Genomic DNA, 15251 nt, shown 5'->3' on the forward strand with positions numbered 1-15251 from the left:
GGTAGCCGCGCGCCCATGGCGCCACCACAGGGGAAAGATTCAGGCATCAGTGTCAGAGGAATGAGCCGCCGCTCGCTGTTGACAGGAGCGGCGGCTTTCGGTGCGGCAGGCGCGTTGACGGCGGCCACCGGGTGCGCCCGGGTCGATGTCACCGGCGCCACGGACGGGGGGCATCTCCTCGATGATCTGCGGGAGCGCAACACGGTACGCATGGGGATCGCCGGTGAGGCGCCCTATGCGTACATCGACAGGAACGGCGAGCTGACGGGCGAGGCACCCGCCGTCGCCCGCACCGTCTTCAGGAAACTGGGTGTCCGGAATTTCGAGCCCGTACCGGTCGAATTCGGCGCACTGGTCCCGGGGCTGCATTCCTTCCAGTTCGACGTGATCGTCGCCGGAATGTTCATCAACAAGGCCCGCTGCCAGGCCGTCCTCTTCTCCGATCCGGATTACGAGTCGAAGGACGGATTTCTCGTCCCGAAGGGGAATCCGAAGAAAATTCACTCCTATCGGGACATCGCCCGCGGCGGGTTCCGGATGGGCACCGGCGTCGGCTACGCGGAGCTGGACTACGCGGTCGGCAACGGCGTGCGCAGGAACACCGTGCAGACGTACGGCGACACGATCGCCGGGATGGAGGCGCTGGAGGCGGGGCGCATCGACTGCTTCGCGGGCACCGCACTCGCGATGATCGAGGCGCTGAAGACCGGCCGCCACCCGCGGGTGGAGATGACGGAACCGTTCACCCCGGAGGTGGGCGGCGTCCCGCAGCGCGACGGCGGCGGCTACGGCTTCCGGATCGGTGAGACGCGGCTGCGCGACGCGTTCAACCGCGAGCTGCACGCAATGAAGCGGAGCGGTGAACTCCTGCGCCTGGTGCGGCCGTTCGGATTCACCGAGGACTTCATGACCGATCTCACGACGAAGGAGCTGTGCAAACGGTGACCGGAGCACTGTGGGAACTCTTCTTCAAAGGCGTGTGGATCACCGTCCAGTTGATGGTCTACAGCGCCGCGCTGGCCGCCGCCGTCGCCTTCGGCGTCGGCATGGCCCGCACCTCCCGGCTGCGCGTGGTGCGGTTCCTGTCCGGTGCCTACGTGGAGATCTTCCGCGGCACCTCGGCGCTGGTCCTGATGTTCTGGCTGTTCTTCGCCCTGCCGCTGCTCGGCTGGCAGCTGGCCGGGCTCTGGGCCGGCACCCTCGCCCTCGGCCTGTCCTACGGCGCGTACGGCTCCGAGGTGGTGCGCGGCGCACTGGCCGCGGTGGCGCCCGCCCAGCGGGAAGCCGCCGTCGCGCTGAGCTTCACGCCCTGGCAGCGGATGCGGAAGGTCCTGCTCCCGCAGGCGTTCCCCGAGATGATGCCGCCCTTCACCAACCTCCTGGTCGAACTGCTCAAGGGCACCGCCCTGGCGTCGCTGCTCTCCATCGGCGAGCTGACCTTCGAGGCGAAGCTCGCCCGCCTCTCCACCGGTGAGAGCGCCCAGGTCTACGGGATCATCCTCGTCCTCTACTTCGTCATCGCGTTCGTGGTGACCCGGATCATGCGGCTGGTGGAGCGGCGGGCCAAGGCGTCCGTCGGGAAGGCCCCGGATCCCTCCGGCGGCCTGTTCTCCCGCACCCCCGCCGTCGCGGGCACCGCCGCACCGGCCGCCGGAGGTGGCAAGCCGTGAACACCTGGTCATGGGGGTACGTGGGCGACATCCTGCCCGACCTGCTCAAGGGGCTCGGCGTCACCGTCGAGGCGACGCTGCTGGGGTCGCTGGTCTCGTTCGTGCTGGGCCTGGTCTGGGCGCTCGCCCTGCGGTCGCCGAGCCGCTGGGTGACGTGGCCGGTCGGCGCGGTCGTCGAGTTCATCCGCAACACCCCGCTGCTGGTGCAGCTCTTCTTCCTCTTCTTCGTGCTGCCGAGCTGGGGGCTCACCTTCTCCCCGCTGGTCACCGGCGTGATCGGGCTCGGGCTGCACTACTCGACGTACACCGCCGAGGTCTACCGCGCCGGGATCGACGGGGTCCCCGCCGGCCAGTGGGAGGCGGCCGTCGCGCTGAACCTGCCGCGCCGGCGCACCTGGACCGCGGTGATCCTGCCGCAGGCGCTGCGCCGGGTGGTCCCCGCGCTCGGCAACTACGTCATCGCGATGTTCAAGGACACACCGATGCTGGCCGCCATCACCGTGGGCGACATGCTCTTCCAGGCGAACACCATCGGCGCGACCACCTTCGACTACATGGAGCCGATCACCGTCGTCGGCGTCCTGTTCATCGTGATCTCGTACCCGACCTCCCTCCTCCTGCGAGCCCTGGAGCGCCGCCTTGTCCGCTGACACGCACCTCCCGAAGGACGCCGCCGCCGGCGGCACCGAGCTGATCCGCTTCGACCGCGTCACCAAGCGGTTCGGGTCCCACACCGTCCTGGACGCGCTGGACTTCACGGTCTCGGCGGGCAGGCACGTCACGCTGATCGGCCCGTCCGGCTCCGGCAAGACGACGATCCTGCGGCTGCTGATGACGCTGCTGACGCCGGACGAGGGCACCATCAAGGTCGGCGACACCTATCTCACCCACGAGGAGAAGGGCGGGCGGCTGATACCCGCCGGCGAGAAGCACATCCGCGAGGTCCGCAAGAACATCGGCATGGTGTTCCAGCAGTTCAACCTCTTCCCCAACATGAAGGTGCTGCGCAACATCACCGAGGCGCCGGTCCATGTGCTGGGGCTGGGCAAGGACGAGGCAGAGGAGCGCGCCCGCGGGCTGCTCGACCTGGTGGGGCTGACCGCGCACCTCGACAAGTACCCGACGCAGCTCTCCGGCGGTCAGCAGCAGCGGGTGGCCATCGCCCGCGCGCTGGCGATGCGGCCGCAGGTGCTGCTGCTGGACGAGGTCACCTCGGCGCTCGACCCGGAGCTGGTGGCCGGGGTGCTCGACGTCCTCCGGGACATCGCCCGCACCACGGACATCACCATGCTCTGCGTGACCCACGAGATGTCCTTCGCGCGGGACATCTCCGATGACGTGCTGATGTTCGACGCGGGCCGGGTCATCGAGTCCGGTCCGCCGGAGAAGATCTTCACCGACCCCGAGCACGAGCGGACCCGGGAGTTCCTCAGCGCGGTGCTGTGACCGCGATCGTTCCCGCTCAGCGGAGCCCGGCCCCGTCCCGGCGGCCGGGCTCCGCTCCGTCCGGCGCCCGCCGCACGCCCGTGACCATGGCATATGCCGTCACACGGAACGTACGTACGGGTCGTCCACGGAGCGTGGTTTTCGGTCAAGCCCCTCTCCACCGGGGGTCGTTGGCGGCTATCGTGATAGGCGGCCCGCCGCCCGGGAACCGCCGGCGGGCCGCGCCGCTCGCGCCCGACGGCGGTGGAGACGACGCAAGCGGTACCGACCTGCTAGGGGGCCACCGTGGCGCTGAAGCCCGATCCGACCGCGCCGTTCGCATCGGTGCAGCACGCCCTGCGCGTGCTCGAAGCGGTGTCCCGGCACAGCGGCGGCGTGACCGATGTCGAGATCGCGCGCCACACCCACCTGCCCGCCACCCATCTCGCGCAGATGCTGACGATGCTGCGGCGCGAGGGGTACGTCGAGCAGCTGCCGGACGGGTCGTACGTGGTCGGCGAATCGCTGCTGCTGCTCGGCACCGGCGGCGACCGCGATCAGGCGCTCCGCGACAAGCTTCAGATCACCCTCGACGACCTGCGGGATTCGGTGGGCGCGGCGGTCTACATCAGCCGGTACATCGACGGCGAGGTCAAGATCCTGCACTACGCGGACGGCCCGCTCGCCCCCAAGGTCAACGAGTGGGCGGAGTTCCGCCGCACCGCGCACGCCAGCGCGGTCGGCAAGTGCCTGCTGGCGCAGCTGGACCACGACGGACGCAAGGACCATCTGGCCCGGCACAAGACCGCCCGGCTCACCTCGCGGACGATCACCAACGAGAAGATCCTGCTGCACAAGCTCGACAGCCAGCCGCCGACGGTCCCGGTGCTCGACATCCAGGAGTACGCCGTGGGCACGGTCTGTGCCGCGGTGCCGATCACGGCGGGTGCGTCGGTGGGCTGCCTGGCGCTGTCGATGCCGCTGGAGAACGCCCACCGGCTGCGGCAGGCGGCCGACGCGCTGAACCGGCGGGCCACCCCGGTCCTGCTGTCGCTCGCGATCTGACCTGCGGCGGGGCACCTCGGGGCCCGGCGGGCAGGGTGGTCGGAAGCACCCCTCGGAAGCAGGTAGTATTTCTTTTGTCAGCGCGCGCCGCTAGCTCAGTTGGTTAGAGCAGCTGACTCTTAATCAGCGGGTCCGGGGTTCGAGTCCCTGGCGGCGCACCTGTGAAGTGGGCGTCTCCGGTTTTTCCGGAGGCGCCCACTTCGGCGTTCCGGCACCGGCGTGCGCCCCTGCACGTGCGCCGTGGCCACTTCCGTCCCGGCGTACAGGGGGCGTACGGGGAGCGCGCCCGGGGTCATCCCGGGCGGACGTCCGGCTTCCGATGGATGCCCGGCCCGCCACCCGTACGGGATCACGTACGGGTCGGGGACGCGCGAGCCGGGCCGGGGGCCGCACGGCGGGGCCGGACGGGGCGGCGGACGGACGGCCGGGGCGGACGGCACCCGGGCATCCGCCGGTGGGGACGCCTGCGTCGACGGGCCCGCCGTACGGCGGTCACGGGGTCAGGAGAGGTCGACGTCCGAGCAGGAGTAGAAGGCGTTGCCGGTGTCGGCGATGTTCCAGACGCCCAGGATGATGTGGTGGCCCTTCTTGCCGGTGGGCACGGTGCCCTGCTGCTGCCAGGTGGCGTCCGGCTGCTTGCCGCCCATCGGGACCGTCATGAACGGCTCGGGCTCCAGGTCGGCGCGGGTGAGCGGCTTGCTCGGGTCGTAGCCGTCCTTGGTGATGAAGTACTCGAAGTCCGTGGTGGCGTGACGTGCGGTCAGCTTCCACCGGAACGTGTAGCCCTGGCCGCCGGTGAGCTTGGTGGCGGGCCAGGCGCCGCCGCGCGGGTCGTCCAGCTCGGCGAAGCCGTCCTTGCCGCCGGAGCAGATCTTCCCGTCGGCGGGACCGGCGCCCGGGAAGCCCTTGGGGCCCTCGACGCTCTGCGGCTCGTACTGGATGGCGCCGCAGTCCTTGACGGTGCCCTGGGCACAGAGCTCCTGACGGCTGACGGGGGCGTCGCTGTAGCCGTGGCTGGAGGCGCTGCTGGTGGACAGCAGGGAGGCGCCGACGACGCCGAGGCCGATCAGGGCGGCACTGAACCTCTTGCGCATAGTTCACTCCTGGAGAACGTGGGGAGTTCCGACGACAGGGGGAATGTGCGGTGCGGTCTAGACCAACGCGAGGCTACGAGCGGATGCTCGACATGTCCAGACCAATAACAACCGGGATTCCTGGTTCCGTGGCCGGGCAGGCGGGACACGGCCGGAGCGGCACGGCGCGGCAGAGGCGGGCGGCGCGGCCGGAGAACGGCGGCGGAACCCGGTGCGACCTGGGCAGACGGCCCGGTGCGGACCTGCGGCCCACCTCGGCGAGCGGGCGCGGCAGGCGGCCGGAAAGGCCGCCGCTCCCGCACGGGATTCCGTACGGGAGCGGGGCGGGCGGCCTGAGCGGGGCGGCGTACGGCCGTGGGGGCGTCGTACGGCGCGGGGTGGCGGCGGTCAGGCCGCCGCGGCGGTGAAGGCCGGGGCCGGGCCGGCGGCCGCCTGGATCAGAGCGGTGTAGGTGCGGCGCAGGGCGATCAGGGACTCCTGGGCCTCGCGGTAGACGGCGGCGTCGGGGCCACCGCGGTGGGCGAGGGTGCGGACCGGGGCACAGTGCCGGTCCATGGCGCTGAGCCAGGCGCGGTGATGGGCCGGCAGATGACGGCGGAGCAGCTGGCGGCCGCCCTCCCCCATGCGGCGTCCGCCGATGCCGAGGACCGCGTCGGCCGCCTGGAGCACGGGCGGCTCCAGGGCGCCCTGCCCGGCGAGCGTACCGATCACCTCGGACTGCCGGGCGGTGACCGGGGCGTCCAGCAACTCGGCTGTCTCCTCGCAGAGTTGGGCGCGGAGCGCGTGCTGGATACGGACCAGGCGGCGCAGCGCCGTCGGGGTGGAGGAGTCGTCGGGCGCGCGGCCGGCGAGGGTTTCGGCGAGTCGGAAGAGCCAGATGCCGTGCGCCTCCAGGCGGGTCACGGCGAGCATCAACCGGTCGAGGCGGCAGAGCGGTTCGTCCTCCGGGGCCCAGCGCACGATCGGGACGAGCTGTTCGGTGCGGGCGAGTTGGTCGATCGGCAGATGGCGGCGGGGTTTGCGCTCCGGGGCCCAGTTGTGGAGCGACAGCGCGGGCAGCGCGACGAACTGGTCGTGGTCGATGCGGTGCGCGATGGCGGACCACAGGTCGAGGAAGCCGCCGTCGGCGCACCGGCGGGCGGCCGGGGCCTGCGGGTCGAGCCCGGACCAGCCGCAGGCCACCGCGATCACGGCGATCCGCATCGCGGCGGCCTCGGCGTTGCGCGGGGAGAGCCGCGAGACCCGCTGCCGCAGCGCGGTCAGCTCCCCGGCGCGGCCGGCGCGTTCGACCGCGGCGACGGCGTCCGCGGTGCCCGGCGCGAGCGCCGCCGTCCGCGCCAGCGCGTCCAGCAGCGTCCAGGTCCCGATCATGCTGCGGACCGGCGGCCGCTCGGGCAGGAAGCCGTGCACCCGCGGGTCGTGGGTGCGTGCGTCACCGCGGGTGTCGGCGTCGCCGGGCGTGGCGCCGGCGGCCGGCCGCAGCTCGGGGCCCGCGCCCTGCCGGGGGACGGTCGCGGACCGGCCGGTGCGCTGCGCGGGCGGCACGGTCGGGCGGCGCCGCGCGGGGGTGGCCTTCTCCGGGGCTTCGGCGGTCGTGGTCCCGGTCGTCATCGTCGTCCTCACCGTCGTCACAGTCATCGCCGTCTCAGCACTTCCCCGCCAGGAGCCGGGCCAGATGGGTGTCCAGCTCCAGGTACCGGTCCTCTTCGCCGGGCGGCACGATGGCCGCCGTCTGCTCCAGCCAGGCGGTCAGTTCCGGGGCCCGTACCGACAGTTCGCAGACGCTGTCGTCGCTGAACAGCTCGATGTGGACCCGGCGCCGGCCACTCGCCGCGGTCTGCGGCCACACCCGGACATCGCCCTCGCCCACCTCGCCGTGCACCCCGCCCAGCAGCAGCTCCCGGGCGAAGACCCAGGTCGCGGCCGTCACGCCGCGGCTGATGAAGGCGACCTCGACCTCGTACGGACGGTCGCTGCGGTAGCTGAACCGGCCCGCCACCGGCACCTCGTCGTCCGGGCCGAGCAGCAGGGACATGTCGAGGGTGCGCTTGGCTGTCGACACCATGACGATCAACCTTTCCGAGGGAGGGACGGTCCCGGCGGACCCGGGTGGGGTGCGCGTCCAATCAGACGTGAGGGGGCGTGGCGGGGTTGCAAAATGCAGGTGACGAGTGACGGAGACCATCGCGCCGGGTGACCGGCGGCGGCCGTCCGGGCGGCCGGTCCGGAGCTGTCGGCGCGGTACGGCGGCCGGGCCCGGTGCCGGGCCGCGGCGGGCGCCGGCGGCCTCATCGGGCCTGTTCGCAGCGTGCGTTGACACCTCATCACCGCTGTCGCCTCCTCCGCTCGCGCCTCGCCCCGCTCCCGTCCCAGCCTCGCAAGGGGCGCCCCGGGCCGCACCTCGGCGGTCCGGCCAATGGCGCAATGCCGTACTGGCGATCCTCACAGAACGTGGCGGACACCCCACCTGCCGAAGGTCCCAAGATCGCGGGACTTTGGCCCGGCCGGGGCCGTCGCCCTCCGGCCCCGCACCCCCTGTGACGCACCTCACCGGCCCAGGAGGCATGAAAAGGCCCGGGGCGGCCCCAGGTGGTCAAAGGCGCCCCGGAGGGTCGTGTAAAGTTCTTCAGGTCAGCAGGCGCCGCTAGCTCAGTTGGTTAGAGCAGCTGACTCTTAATCAGCGGGTCCGGGGTTCGAGTCCCTGGCGGCGCACAGACAGGCGGAAGGCCCTCACTTCGGTGGGGGCCTTCGTCGTATGCCCGCCTCCGGCCGCCTCGGCGCGGGCCGTCACGGCCCCACGGCGAGCGGGAGGACGCCTCCCGGCAGCAGCGCGGCGCGCGGGGCCACGGCGGTGGCGGGCAGCGGCGGGCGGGCGCGGGGTGCCGCCGGGCCGGGCGGGCGGCCGACGGCGGCGATGTCGCCGGTGGTGGTGAGCTGGGCGACGGCGTCGCTGCGGGCGGCGTCGCCGTCCCAGAGCCAGAGGCCGAGCAGCAGCACCGCCCAGGCGGCACCGGTGAACCAGCGGCCGCGGCCGGGCGCGGGCCCGGCGCCGGGTGCGGGGTGCGGGGGCGGGTCGGCGGGGCGGGTGAGCGGCCGGACGGGGTGCAGCTCAGTGGCCATCGGTGCCGCCGCCCTGACGCTCGCGGCGGATGCGGAGCCGGAGCCGGAGCAGCTGCCCGGCGATGATCAGTATCGCGCCGCCGGCCAGGACCAGCCCGACCGCCTGGGCGCCGCTCATCTCGGCGGCGGTGCCGCTCGCGGCGGCAGGGGCCGCGGCGCGGGCGGGCGGGGCCAGCGCGGCGCCGCCCGCCACGTGGACCGCGAGCAGGGCACAGAGTGTGAACAGTGGCGAGCGCATGGTGAACCTCCGCATACTCCGAAGGTCCGCCCGGGCGCGGGCGCCCGCATCCGGGGCGCGGCGCCGGTGCCCCGTTCAGGTGAGCGGGGCCGGCGGTCGGGCCGGGCCCCGGTGCGTCAGATCAGTTCGACGAGGTCGGCGATGGAGTCGACGACGCGGGAGGGGCGGAAGGGGTGGCGTTCGATGTCTTCGGGGCGGGTGAGGCCGGTGAGGACGAGGAAGGTCTCCATGCCCGCCTCCAGGCCGGCGAGGATGTCGGTGTCCATCCGGTCGCCGATCATCGCGCTGGATTCCGAGTGCGCGCCGATGGTGTTCAGGGCCGTCCGCATCATCAAGGGATTCGGCTTGCCGATGAAGTAGGGCTTCTTGCCGGTGGCCGCGGTGATCAGCGCTGCGACGGCTCCGGTGGCGGGAAGAGCCCCCTCCGCCGACGGGCCGGTCTCGTCGGGGTTGGTGGCGATGAAGCGGGCGCCGTTGTTGATCAGCCGGACCGCCTTCGTCATGGCCTCGAACGAATAAGTCCGGGTTTCACCCAAGATCACGAAGTCGGGCTCGTGGTCGGTGAGGACGTAGCCGACCTCGTGCAAGGCGGTCGTCAGGCCGGCTTCACCGATGACGTAGGCAGAGCCGCCGGGATGCTGGTCGTCGAGGAACTTCGCCGTGGCGAGGGCGGACGTCCAGATGTTCGCCTCCGGCACGTCCAGGCCGATGCGGTTCAGGCGTGCGTGCAGGTCCCGGGCCGTGTAGATCGAGTTGTTGGTGAGGACCAGGAAGGGGCGATCGGATTCGCGCAGCTTCTTGATGAAGGCGTCCGCACCCGGGACGGGGATGCCCTCGTGCATCAGGACGCCGTCCATGTCGGTGAGCCATGACTCGATCGGCTTGCGCTCTGCCACTGCCGGACTCCTGCCGTACGTGTTGACCTGGGGCGCCGACGGTATCCCGCCGGCGCCGGTACGCCCAGCCTACGGGCGGGCGGGACGGGGGCTCGGGCCCCGTCCCGCCCGGGATCAGCTGCCGGTGGCCTTGCGCCAGGCGTCGAGGTGGCCGGGGAGGTTCTTGCCGATGTCCTTCCAGCCGGGCCCGAAGACGTCGACGCCCTTCATGAGGGCGGCCAGTGCGGTGGCGTGGGCGTCGGTGGCCTTGACGTCCTGGCGGGCGGCGAAGCCGCCGCCGGCCGCGGAGACCTCGCGCTGGGCCGGCTCGTGGAGGTAGGCGTAGAACGACGGGTCGGGCTCGAACGCGGTGTCCGGGTCCGGGACCCGGACACCGCCACGTACGTGCTCTCCGGCCCGACCCGCTCGTCGTCGGCGAGGAGACCCGCTCCATGTGCCGGACCGGTCCCCGGAGGCCAGCCGAGATCGGCTGCGAGCACCGGCGGGCACGGGAGGCGGTCGGGCCCGATGAGCTGCCGCCCCGGGCGCCGCCCCTGGTTGCGTATGCCCTCGGTGTAGCTGGCCGGCAAGAGCGGCTGGGCCGGCTTGGGCCCGGCGACGACGGTGCCGCGCCGCAGCCGCCGCAGCCGGCCCTCCAGGATCAGTTCCCGCAGCGCCTGCCGCAGCGTCTCCCGCGACACCTCGAACCGCTGCGCCGGATCCCGCTCGGCGGGCAGCGGCTCCCCGTCCGGACGCGGCCGGGCCGGGCGGCGGTTCAGCCGCGCAGCCGCCGGGCCGCCGTCAGCAGTCCGGCACCGCCCAGCAGGAGGATCACGGCGGCGGTGGCGAGGGCCGGCATCGGCCCCTGACCCGCGTCGGCCAGCGCCCGCGACCGGGCGGGCCGGGCCCGGTGCGGCGCGGGCTGCGCACCTGCGGCCGGCCGGTACGCACCGGCCGGTACGGGGTGCCCGGCGGCCCGGGACGTGGTGTGCGGGTCCTTCTCCCCCGGGTGGTCGGCGGCCGGGGCCCGGTCGGCCGGAGCCGTCTGCGCCGGTACGCCGTCGGGCGGAGCGTCGGCCGCCTGCGCGGTGGCGCCGCCCGGGCCGACGACGCAGGCGCAGGCCAGCAGGGACCCGGCGAAGACCACGCGGAAGGTGGGACCGGGGGGCCACCGGGCGGCGCCGGTGGCGACGCCGGGGAGCCGGGAGATCCCGGGGCGGGCCGTGGCGGCGGGAGCGGCCGGGCCTCCGGGTGCGGCCGGGCCCGCGGGAGCGACCGGCCGGGCCGCGGCGCCGGCGGGTGCGGGAGGCCGGGCCGTCCCCGTGGGCAGGGGGTGGGGCGGGTGCGTCGCCATGGCGGTCCTTTGCTGCTCGCTGGCCGGGGCGCGCGGCGACGCGGCCCCCGGCCCACCGCGTACCGCACGTGCCGGACCCTGCCACGGCCGACCGCCCCCACCGGGAGGCCGGGCACGGGTGCACCCGACCGGGCGCGGGATACCGCCTGATCAGATGACTTTCCGCGCCCCGGCCCCGGACGGGCGCCGGGGGCTCAGGGGGGTGTGCGGGCCGGGCCCCGGCCCCCGGGCGGGCACCGGCCGGCCGCCGCCCGGGGCCGACCGCACCCCGCCCGCCCCGTCCGCCCCCGCTGTTGTTTAAGTGGACGCATGAGCACTCTCCCCGGCACCCCCGCTCCCCCGGTCCTCGACCGCGACCCGCTCCGCGTCGGACTGATCGGTTACGGACTGGCGGGCTCGGTGTTCCACGCGCCGCTGATCGCCGCCACCCCGGGCCTGGCGCTGGACACCGTCGCGACCCGCAACGCCGAGCGGCAGGCGCAGGCCCGTACCGAGCACCCCGGGGTGCGCACGGTCGCGGGCCCCGAGGAGGTCCTGGCGCGCGCCGGTGAGCTGGATCTGATCGTGCTGGCGACGCCCAACAAGACGCATGTGGCGCTGGCCACCGCCGCGTTGGAGGCAGGGCTGCCGGTGGTGGTCGACAAGCCGCTCGCCGCGACCGCCGCCGAGGCCGACCGCCTCGCCCAGCTCGCCGCCGACCGCGGTCTGCTGCTCTCCGTCTTCCAGAACCGCCGCTGGGACAACGACTTCCGCACCGTGCGCCAACTGCTGGACGAGGGGGCGTTCGGCGAGGTCCGGCGCTTCGAGTCGCGCTTCGAGCGGTGGCGGCCGCTCCCGAAGGGCGGCTGGCGCGAGTCCGGCGACCCGGCGGAGATCGGCGGCCTCCTCTACGACCTCGGCAGCCACCTCGTCGACCAGGCGCTGACCCTCTTCGGCCCCGTCACCTCCGTCTACGCCGAGTCGGACGTACGGCGGCCGGGCGCGGAGGCCGACGACGACACCTTCTTCGCGCTCACCCACGCGAGCGGGGTCCGCTCCCACCTGTGGGCGAGCGCCGCCGCCGCCCAACTCGGCCCCCGATTCCGGGTGCTGGGCAGCGCGGCCGGTTATGTGAAGTACGGCCTCGACCCGCAGGAGGCGGCGCTGCGCGCGGGCGAGCGGCCCGGCGCGGAGGGCGCGGCGTGGGGCGTGGAGCCGGAGTCCGCCTGGGGCCGCCTCGGCGCCGGGGAGTCCCCGCTGACCGGGGGCGGTACGCCGGTGCCGACGCTGCCCGGTGACTATCCGGCGTACTACGCGGCGGTGGCGCGGGCGCTGCGCGAGGGCGGCCGGCCGCCGGTGACGGCTGCGGAGGCCGCGGCGGCGCTGCGGGTCCTGGAGGCCGCGAAGCGGTCGGCGGCCGAGTCCCGCACGGTCCGGATCGCGCAGCCGGAGGTCTGAGACAGCGGGCCCGGCGCCCCGGACGGGACGGGGCCCCGGTCACCGTGGTGACCGGGGCCCCGGAGGGGGGTGACGGCCGGACGTCAGGGTGCCGGCCGCCGGGTGGGTCAGTCGGTTCGGCGGTTACGGAGGAGCAGGACGAGCGCCGCGCCGATGGTCAGCGCACCGATGGCGGAGCTGATCAGCCAGGGGTTGCTGAGCGCGCCGCTGGCGGCCAGTTCCTCGTCATGACCGTGGCCGTGCCCGTGGCCGTGGCCGCCGTCACCACCGCCGGAGCCGTGGCCGTGGCCGTGGCCGCCCCAGTCGGAGCCGCCGTCGCCCCAGCCCCCGTCACTCCACGAGGCGCTCGGGTGTCCGGTGGGGTGGTGCGTGGTGTGCCAGGTGGGCTCGGTGGCGTGGCCGGTGGGCTCGGTCGGGTGCCAGGTGGGCTCCGTCGGGCCGCCGGTGGGCTCGGTCGGCCACTCCGTCGGCTCGGTCGGATGGACGGTGGGCTCGGTGGGACGGCCGGTGGGGTACGTCGGACGGCCCGTCGGCTCCGTGGGGCGGACCGTCGGCCGGGTCGGCGTCGGGGTCGGCGTCGCGGTCGGGCGCGTCGGCGTTGCCGTGGGCCGGGTCGGCGTCGGGGTCGGCACCGTCGGCGTCGCGGTCGGGCCCGTCGGCGTTGCCGTCGGCCGGGTCGGCGTCGGCGTCGGGCGCGTCGGGGTCGCCGTGGGCCGGGTCGGCGTCGGCGTCGGCGTCGCGGTCGGCGTCGTGGGCGTCGCGGTCGGCACCGTCGGGGTCGGGGTCGGCACGGTCGGGGTGACCGTCGGCTCCGTGGGTGTCGGGGTCGGCTCCGTCGGCGTGGGCGTCGGCGCCGTGGGCGAGGGGGTCGGCGACGGGACCTCGGCACAGTTGGGCAGGTCGCCGGTGAACGGGTAGTTGTGGAACTCCGAGCCGCTGGTGCCGCGGTGGTCCAGGGAACCCGCGGTGAAGAAGCGGCCGTTCATACCGGGCACGGTGACCGTCGTCAGGCTCGACGGGCGGCCGACCAGGACGGCGCCCTGGAACTGCGCACTGCCCTGGAAGTTGACCGATGTCGCGTCCGGGAAGTTCCACAGCAGCCGCTCGCGGATCCCGCGGGGCTGGAGGTCGTGGCCGATGTAGGTGCTGATGGTGCGGCTGGTGCCGAGCATGTTGACCAGGACGGTCGCGCCGTCGGGGATGTTCTCGAAGGCGATGCCCTGGTCCCCGCCGTTCGCCGACGCGATGTCGAAGTCGACGTTGAAGACCTGGAGTTGCGAGGTGCCGTCGCCGCGGAAGAGGGTCTGGTAGCCCTGGTTGACGGCGGTGCCGGTCGCGGGGCGCGACGCCCCGTCGACGTAGGCGTAGCAGGAGCTGGACTCGGTCAGCTGGGCCCGCAGGCCGCGGTAGGGGTCGGCGGCGGCCGCGTCGTGGACGGCCGAGGGCAGGACCGTGCCGCTGAGCGCCCCGCCGTACTTCACCACGCCGGAGGTGGCGCCTTCCTCGGCGAGGAGACGCTGACCGGGGGCGACGGTGACGTCGTTGCCGACGGTGAGGAAGTCCGAGCCGTTCGGCGGCGGGACACGCGAACCGACACCGACGACCCCGACGTTGTAGACGCTCGATCCGCCGGTCTTGTTCATGGCGAAGTCGCCGAGGGTGACGATCTTGCCCTCGGCCTCGGCCGCCGCACCGCCGACGTGGTAGTTGCCGCCGACGTAGATGTTGATGTTCTCGTCGTGGCCCGCGATCGGGCCGTTGTTGGGGTCCTCGAAGGAGCCGGGGCAGTCGCTGCCCAGACACGGGCCGAGCCCGCCCGGCAGAGGATCGGCGAACACCACGGCGCTACCGAGCCCCAGAGTGGCGAGCATCATACCGACCAAGGCGGCCAATGCCACCCTAAACCATCTTTTCTGCTTTCCTCGCATACCGGGCACACTATGCGGAAGGCACCTGCACACACCCGGGAGCCCCCGGGCGCGCCGCCGGAAAACCGACCGGTAGATGGGCCCTCGGAGAGCCATCTGCCGTAGCGACGCGCCCGGGCACCGGCCGCAGGTGTCACCCCGTCAACCGGCGCACGTCCCTGTGATCCGACGTCAGCCGGTGGATCGTCAGGCGTCCTTGAGCTGCTGGCGCTGGCGGCCCAGGCCGTCGATCTCCAGCTCGACCACATCGCCCGGGCGCAGATACGGCTTGGGCTCCGGCTGCCCCATCGCGACGCCCGCCGGGGTGCCGGTGTTGATGACGTCGCCCGGGTACAGCGTCATGAAGTGGCTGACGTACCGGACCACCTCGGCCACCGGGAAGATCTGCTCGGCGGTGGTGCCGCGCTGCCGCAGCTCGCCGTTGACCCACAGCCGCAGCCCGAGCGCCTGCGGGTCGGGCACCTCGTCGGCGGTGACCAGCCAGGGGCCCAGCGGGTTGAAGGTCTCGCAGTTCTTGCCCTTGTCCCACTGGCCGCCCCGCTCGATCTGGAAGGCGCGCTCGGAGACGTCGTGGGCGATCGTGTACCCGGCGATGACGGCGCGCGCCGCCTCGCCGTCCGGCAGGTAGCGGGCGGTGCGGCCGATGACGACGGCGAGTTCGACCTCCCAGTCCGTCTTCTCGGCGCCCCGCGGCACCAGCACCGTGTCGTCGGGCCCGACGACCGTGTCCGGCGCCTTGAGGAAGATGATCGGTTCCTCGGGGACGGCGGCGCCGGTCTCCCGGGCGTGGTCGTGGTAGTTCAGCCCGATGCACACGACCTTGCCGATCCGGGCGACGGGCGGGCCGGTGCGCAGCCCCGCCGCGTCGAGGACGGGCAGTTCGTCCGCGTCCGCGGCCGTACGGATGCGGGCGAGCGCCGCGTCATCCGCGAGCAGCGTTCCGTCGATGTCCGGCACCAGCCCGGACAGGTCCCGCAGCGCTCCGTCCGCGTCGAGCAGCGCCGGGCGTTCCGCCCCTGTGGTTCCGACACGCAGCAGTTTCATC

At 73.6% G+C, this 15251-nt stretch carries 16 protein-coding genes and 2 tRNA genes; 8 read left to right on the forward strand and 10 right to left on the reverse strand.

The genetic code is table 11. From position 1 onward, the window contains the following. Positions 1-60 precede the first annotated feature (60 nt). From ehuB to ACF1BH_RS20405, 6 genes are all read left to right on the forward strand, one after another. Entirely contained in the window at positions 61-945 is an 885-nt protein-coding gene (gene ehuB, locus ACF1BH_RS20380) for an ectoine/hydroxyectoine ABC transporter substrate-binding protein EhuB (protein ID WP_391644001.1), read from the forward strand. Then, entirely contained in the window at positions 942-1670 is a 729-nt protein-coding gene (ehuC, locus tag ACF1BH_RS20385; protein WP_391644003.1) for an ectoine/hydroxyectoine ABC transporter permease subunit EhuC, read from the forward strand. The genes ehuB and ehuC overlap by 4 nt, the downstream gene beginning before the upstream one ends. Next, a complete protein-coding gene (gene ehuD, locus ACF1BH_RS20390) occupies positions 1667-2320 on the forward strand; it encodes an ectoine/hydroxyectoine ABC transporter permease subunit EhuD (protein ID WP_391644005.1) in 654 nt (217 codons plus the stop codon). The genes ehuC and ehuD overlap by 4 nt, the downstream gene beginning before the upstream one ends. Further along, positions 2310-3116 carry an ectoine/hydroxyectoine ABC transporter ATP-binding protein EhuA gene (gene ehuA, locus ACF1BH_RS20395; RefSeq protein ID WP_391644007.1) on the forward strand — a complete coding sequence of 269 codons (807 nt, stop codon included), beginning with the start codon at positions 2310-2312 and terminating at the stop codon, positions 3114-3116. Before ehuD ends, ehuA begins: the two co-directional genes overlap by 11 nt. Positions 3117-3401: 285 nt before the next feature. Next, the gene (locus ACF1BH_RS20400; protein ID WP_391644009.1) at positions 3402-4160 is read left to right on the forward strand and encodes an IclR family transcriptional regulator; all 759 of its coding nucleotides are present in this window, start codon (positions 3402-3404) and stop codon (positions 4158-4160) included. 84 nt (positions 4161-4244) lie between these two features. Beyond that, positions 4245-4318 (forward strand) — tRNA-Lys (locus tag ACF1BH_RS20405). 342 nt (positions 4319-4660) lie between these two features. Here ACF1BH_RS20405 and ACF1BH_RS20410 read toward each other — a convergent pair. The 3 genes from ACF1BH_RS20410 to ACF1BH_RS20420 form a co-directional block, all read right to left on the reverse strand. After that, complete coding sequence (locus tag ACF1BH_RS20410) at positions 4661-5254, reverse strand: lytic polysaccharide monooxygenase (protein WP_391644011.1); 594 nt, start codon at positions 5252-5254, stop codon at positions 4661-4663. Positions 5255-5641: 387 nt separating this feature from the next. Further along, positions 5642-6865, reverse strand: a complete 1224-nt coding sequence (locus ACF1BH_RS20415) for a hypothetical protein (RefSeq protein WP_391644013.1) — start codon at positions 6863-6865, stop codon at positions 5642-5644. 34 nt (positions 6866-6899) lie between these two features. After that, positions 6900-7319 (reverse strand): SsgA family sporulation/cell division regulator, encoded by a 420-nt coding sequence (locus ACF1BH_RS20420; protein ID WP_391644015.1) that lies wholly within the window; start codon positions 7317-7319, stop codon positions 6900-6902. A gap of 573 nt (positions 7320-7892) precedes the next feature. Between ACF1BH_RS20420 and ACF1BH_RS20425 the strand changes: the two genes are divergently transcribed. Beyond that, positions 7893-7966 (forward strand) — tRNA-Lys (locus ACF1BH_RS20425). Between the two features lie 75 nt (positions 7967-8041). Here ACF1BH_RS20425 and ACF1BH_RS20430 read toward each other — a convergent pair. From ACF1BH_RS20430 to ACF1BH_RS20450, 5 genes are all read right to left on the reverse strand, one after another. Beyond that, positions 8042-8374: a hypothetical protein gene (locus ACF1BH_RS20430; protein WP_391644017.1), complete on the reverse strand. Its 333-nt coding sequence runs from the start codon at positions 8372-8374 to the stop codon at positions 8042-8044. After that, a complete protein-coding gene (locus ACF1BH_RS20435; protein ID WP_391644019.1) occupies positions 8364-8612 on the reverse strand; it encodes a hypothetical protein in 249 nt (82 codons plus the stop codon). The genes ACF1BH_RS20430 and ACF1BH_RS20435 overlap by 11 nt, the downstream gene beginning before the upstream one ends. A 116-nt stretch (positions 8613-8728) precedes the next feature. Beyond that, on the reverse strand, positions 8729-9508 hold the full coding sequence (locus ACF1BH_RS20440; protein ID WP_391644021.1) for an HAD-IIA family hydrolase: 780 nt from the start codon (positions 9506-9508) through the stop codon (positions 8729-8731). Positions 9509-9622: 114 nt separating this feature from the next. Further along, entirely contained in the window at positions 9623-9997 is a 375-nt protein-coding gene (locus tag ACF1BH_RS20445) for a hypothetical protein (RefSeq protein WP_391644084.1), read from the reverse strand. A gap of 265 nt (positions 9998-10262) precedes the next feature. Further along, positions 10263-10841, reverse strand: coding sequence for a hypothetical protein (locus ACF1BH_RS20450; protein WP_391644023.1), 579 nt, complete (start codon positions 10839-10841; stop codon positions 10263-10265). A 309-nt stretch (positions 10842-11150) separates the two neighbouring features. On the opposite strand from ACF1BH_RS20450, the gene ACF1BH_RS20455 reads away from it, so the two are divergent. Next, on the forward strand, positions 11151-12278 hold the full coding sequence (locus ACF1BH_RS20455) for a Gfo/Idh/MocA family oxidoreductase (protein WP_391644025.1): 1128 nt from the start codon (positions 11151-11153) through the stop codon (positions 12276-12278). Positions 12279-12385: 107 nt separating this feature from the next. Here the strand turns inward: ACF1BH_RS20455 and ACF1BH_RS20460 are convergent, their stop codons facing one another. Both ACF1BH_RS20460 and ACF1BH_RS20465 read right to left on the reverse strand, forming a co-directional pair. Next, complete coding sequence (locus ACF1BH_RS20460) at positions 12386-14152, reverse strand: choice-of-anchor A family protein (RefSeq protein WP_391644027.1); 1767 nt, start codon at positions 14150-14152, stop codon at positions 12386-12388. 240 nt (positions 14153-14392) lie between these two features. Beyond that, positions 14393-15250: a fumarylacetoacetate hydrolase family protein gene (locus tag ACF1BH_RS20465; protein WP_391644029.1), complete on the reverse strand. Its 858-nt coding sequence runs from the start codon at positions 15248-15250 to the stop codon at positions 14393-14395. Between the last annotated feature and the right edge of the window lies 1 nt (position 15251).

It is taken from the genome of Streptomyces sp. NPDC014733 (genome assembly GCF_043083385.1).
In the GTDB taxonomy this organism is placed as follows: Bacteria; Actinomycetota; Actinomycetes; order Streptomycetales; family Streptomycetaceae; genus Streptomyces.

Bases quoted from the DNA above. Each gene is read 5' to 3' on its own strand.
- ehuB (WP_391644001.1), top strand. From the start codon at position 61: ATGAGCCGCCGCTCGCTGTTGACAGGAGCGGCGGCTTTCGGTGCGGCA.
- ACF1BH_RS20410 (WP_391644011.1), bottom strand. From the start codon at position 5,254: ATGCGCAAGAGGTTCAGTGCCGCCCTGATCGGCCTCGGCGTCGTCGGC.
- ACF1BH_RS20415 (WP_391644013.1), bottom strand. From the start codon at position 6,865: ATGACGACCGGGACCACGACCGCCGAAGCCCCGGAGAAGGCCACCCCC.
- ACF1BH_RS20420 (WP_391644015.1), bottom strand. From the start codon at position 7,319: ATGGTGTCGACAGCCAAGCGCACCCTCGACATGTCCCTGCTGCTCGGC.
- ACF1BH_RS20430 (WP_391644017.1), bottom strand. From the start codon at position 8,374: ATGGCCACTGAGCTGCACCCCGTCCGGCCGCTCACCCGCCCCGCCGAC.
- ACF1BH_RS20435 (WP_391644019.1), bottom strand. From the start codon at position 8,612: ATGCGCTCGCCACTGTTCACACTCTGTGCCCTGCTCGCGGTCCACGTG.
- ACF1BH_RS20450 (WP_391644023.1), bottom strand. From the start codon at position 10,841: ATGGCGACGCACCCGCCCCACCCCCTGCCCACGGGGACGGCCCGGCCT.
- ACF1BH_RS20455 (WP_391644025.1), top strand. From the start codon at position 11,151: ATGAGCACTCTCCCCGGCACCCCCGCTCCCCCGGTCCTCGACCGCGAC.
- ACF1BH_RS20460 (WP_391644027.1), bottom strand. From the start codon at position 14,152: ATGATGCTCGCCACTCTGGGGCTCGGTAGCGCCGTGGTGTTCGCCGAT.
- ACF1BH_RS20465 (WP_391644029.1), bottom strand. From the start codon at position 15,250: ATGAAACTGCTGCGTGTCGGAACCACAGGGGCGGAACGCCCGGCGCTG.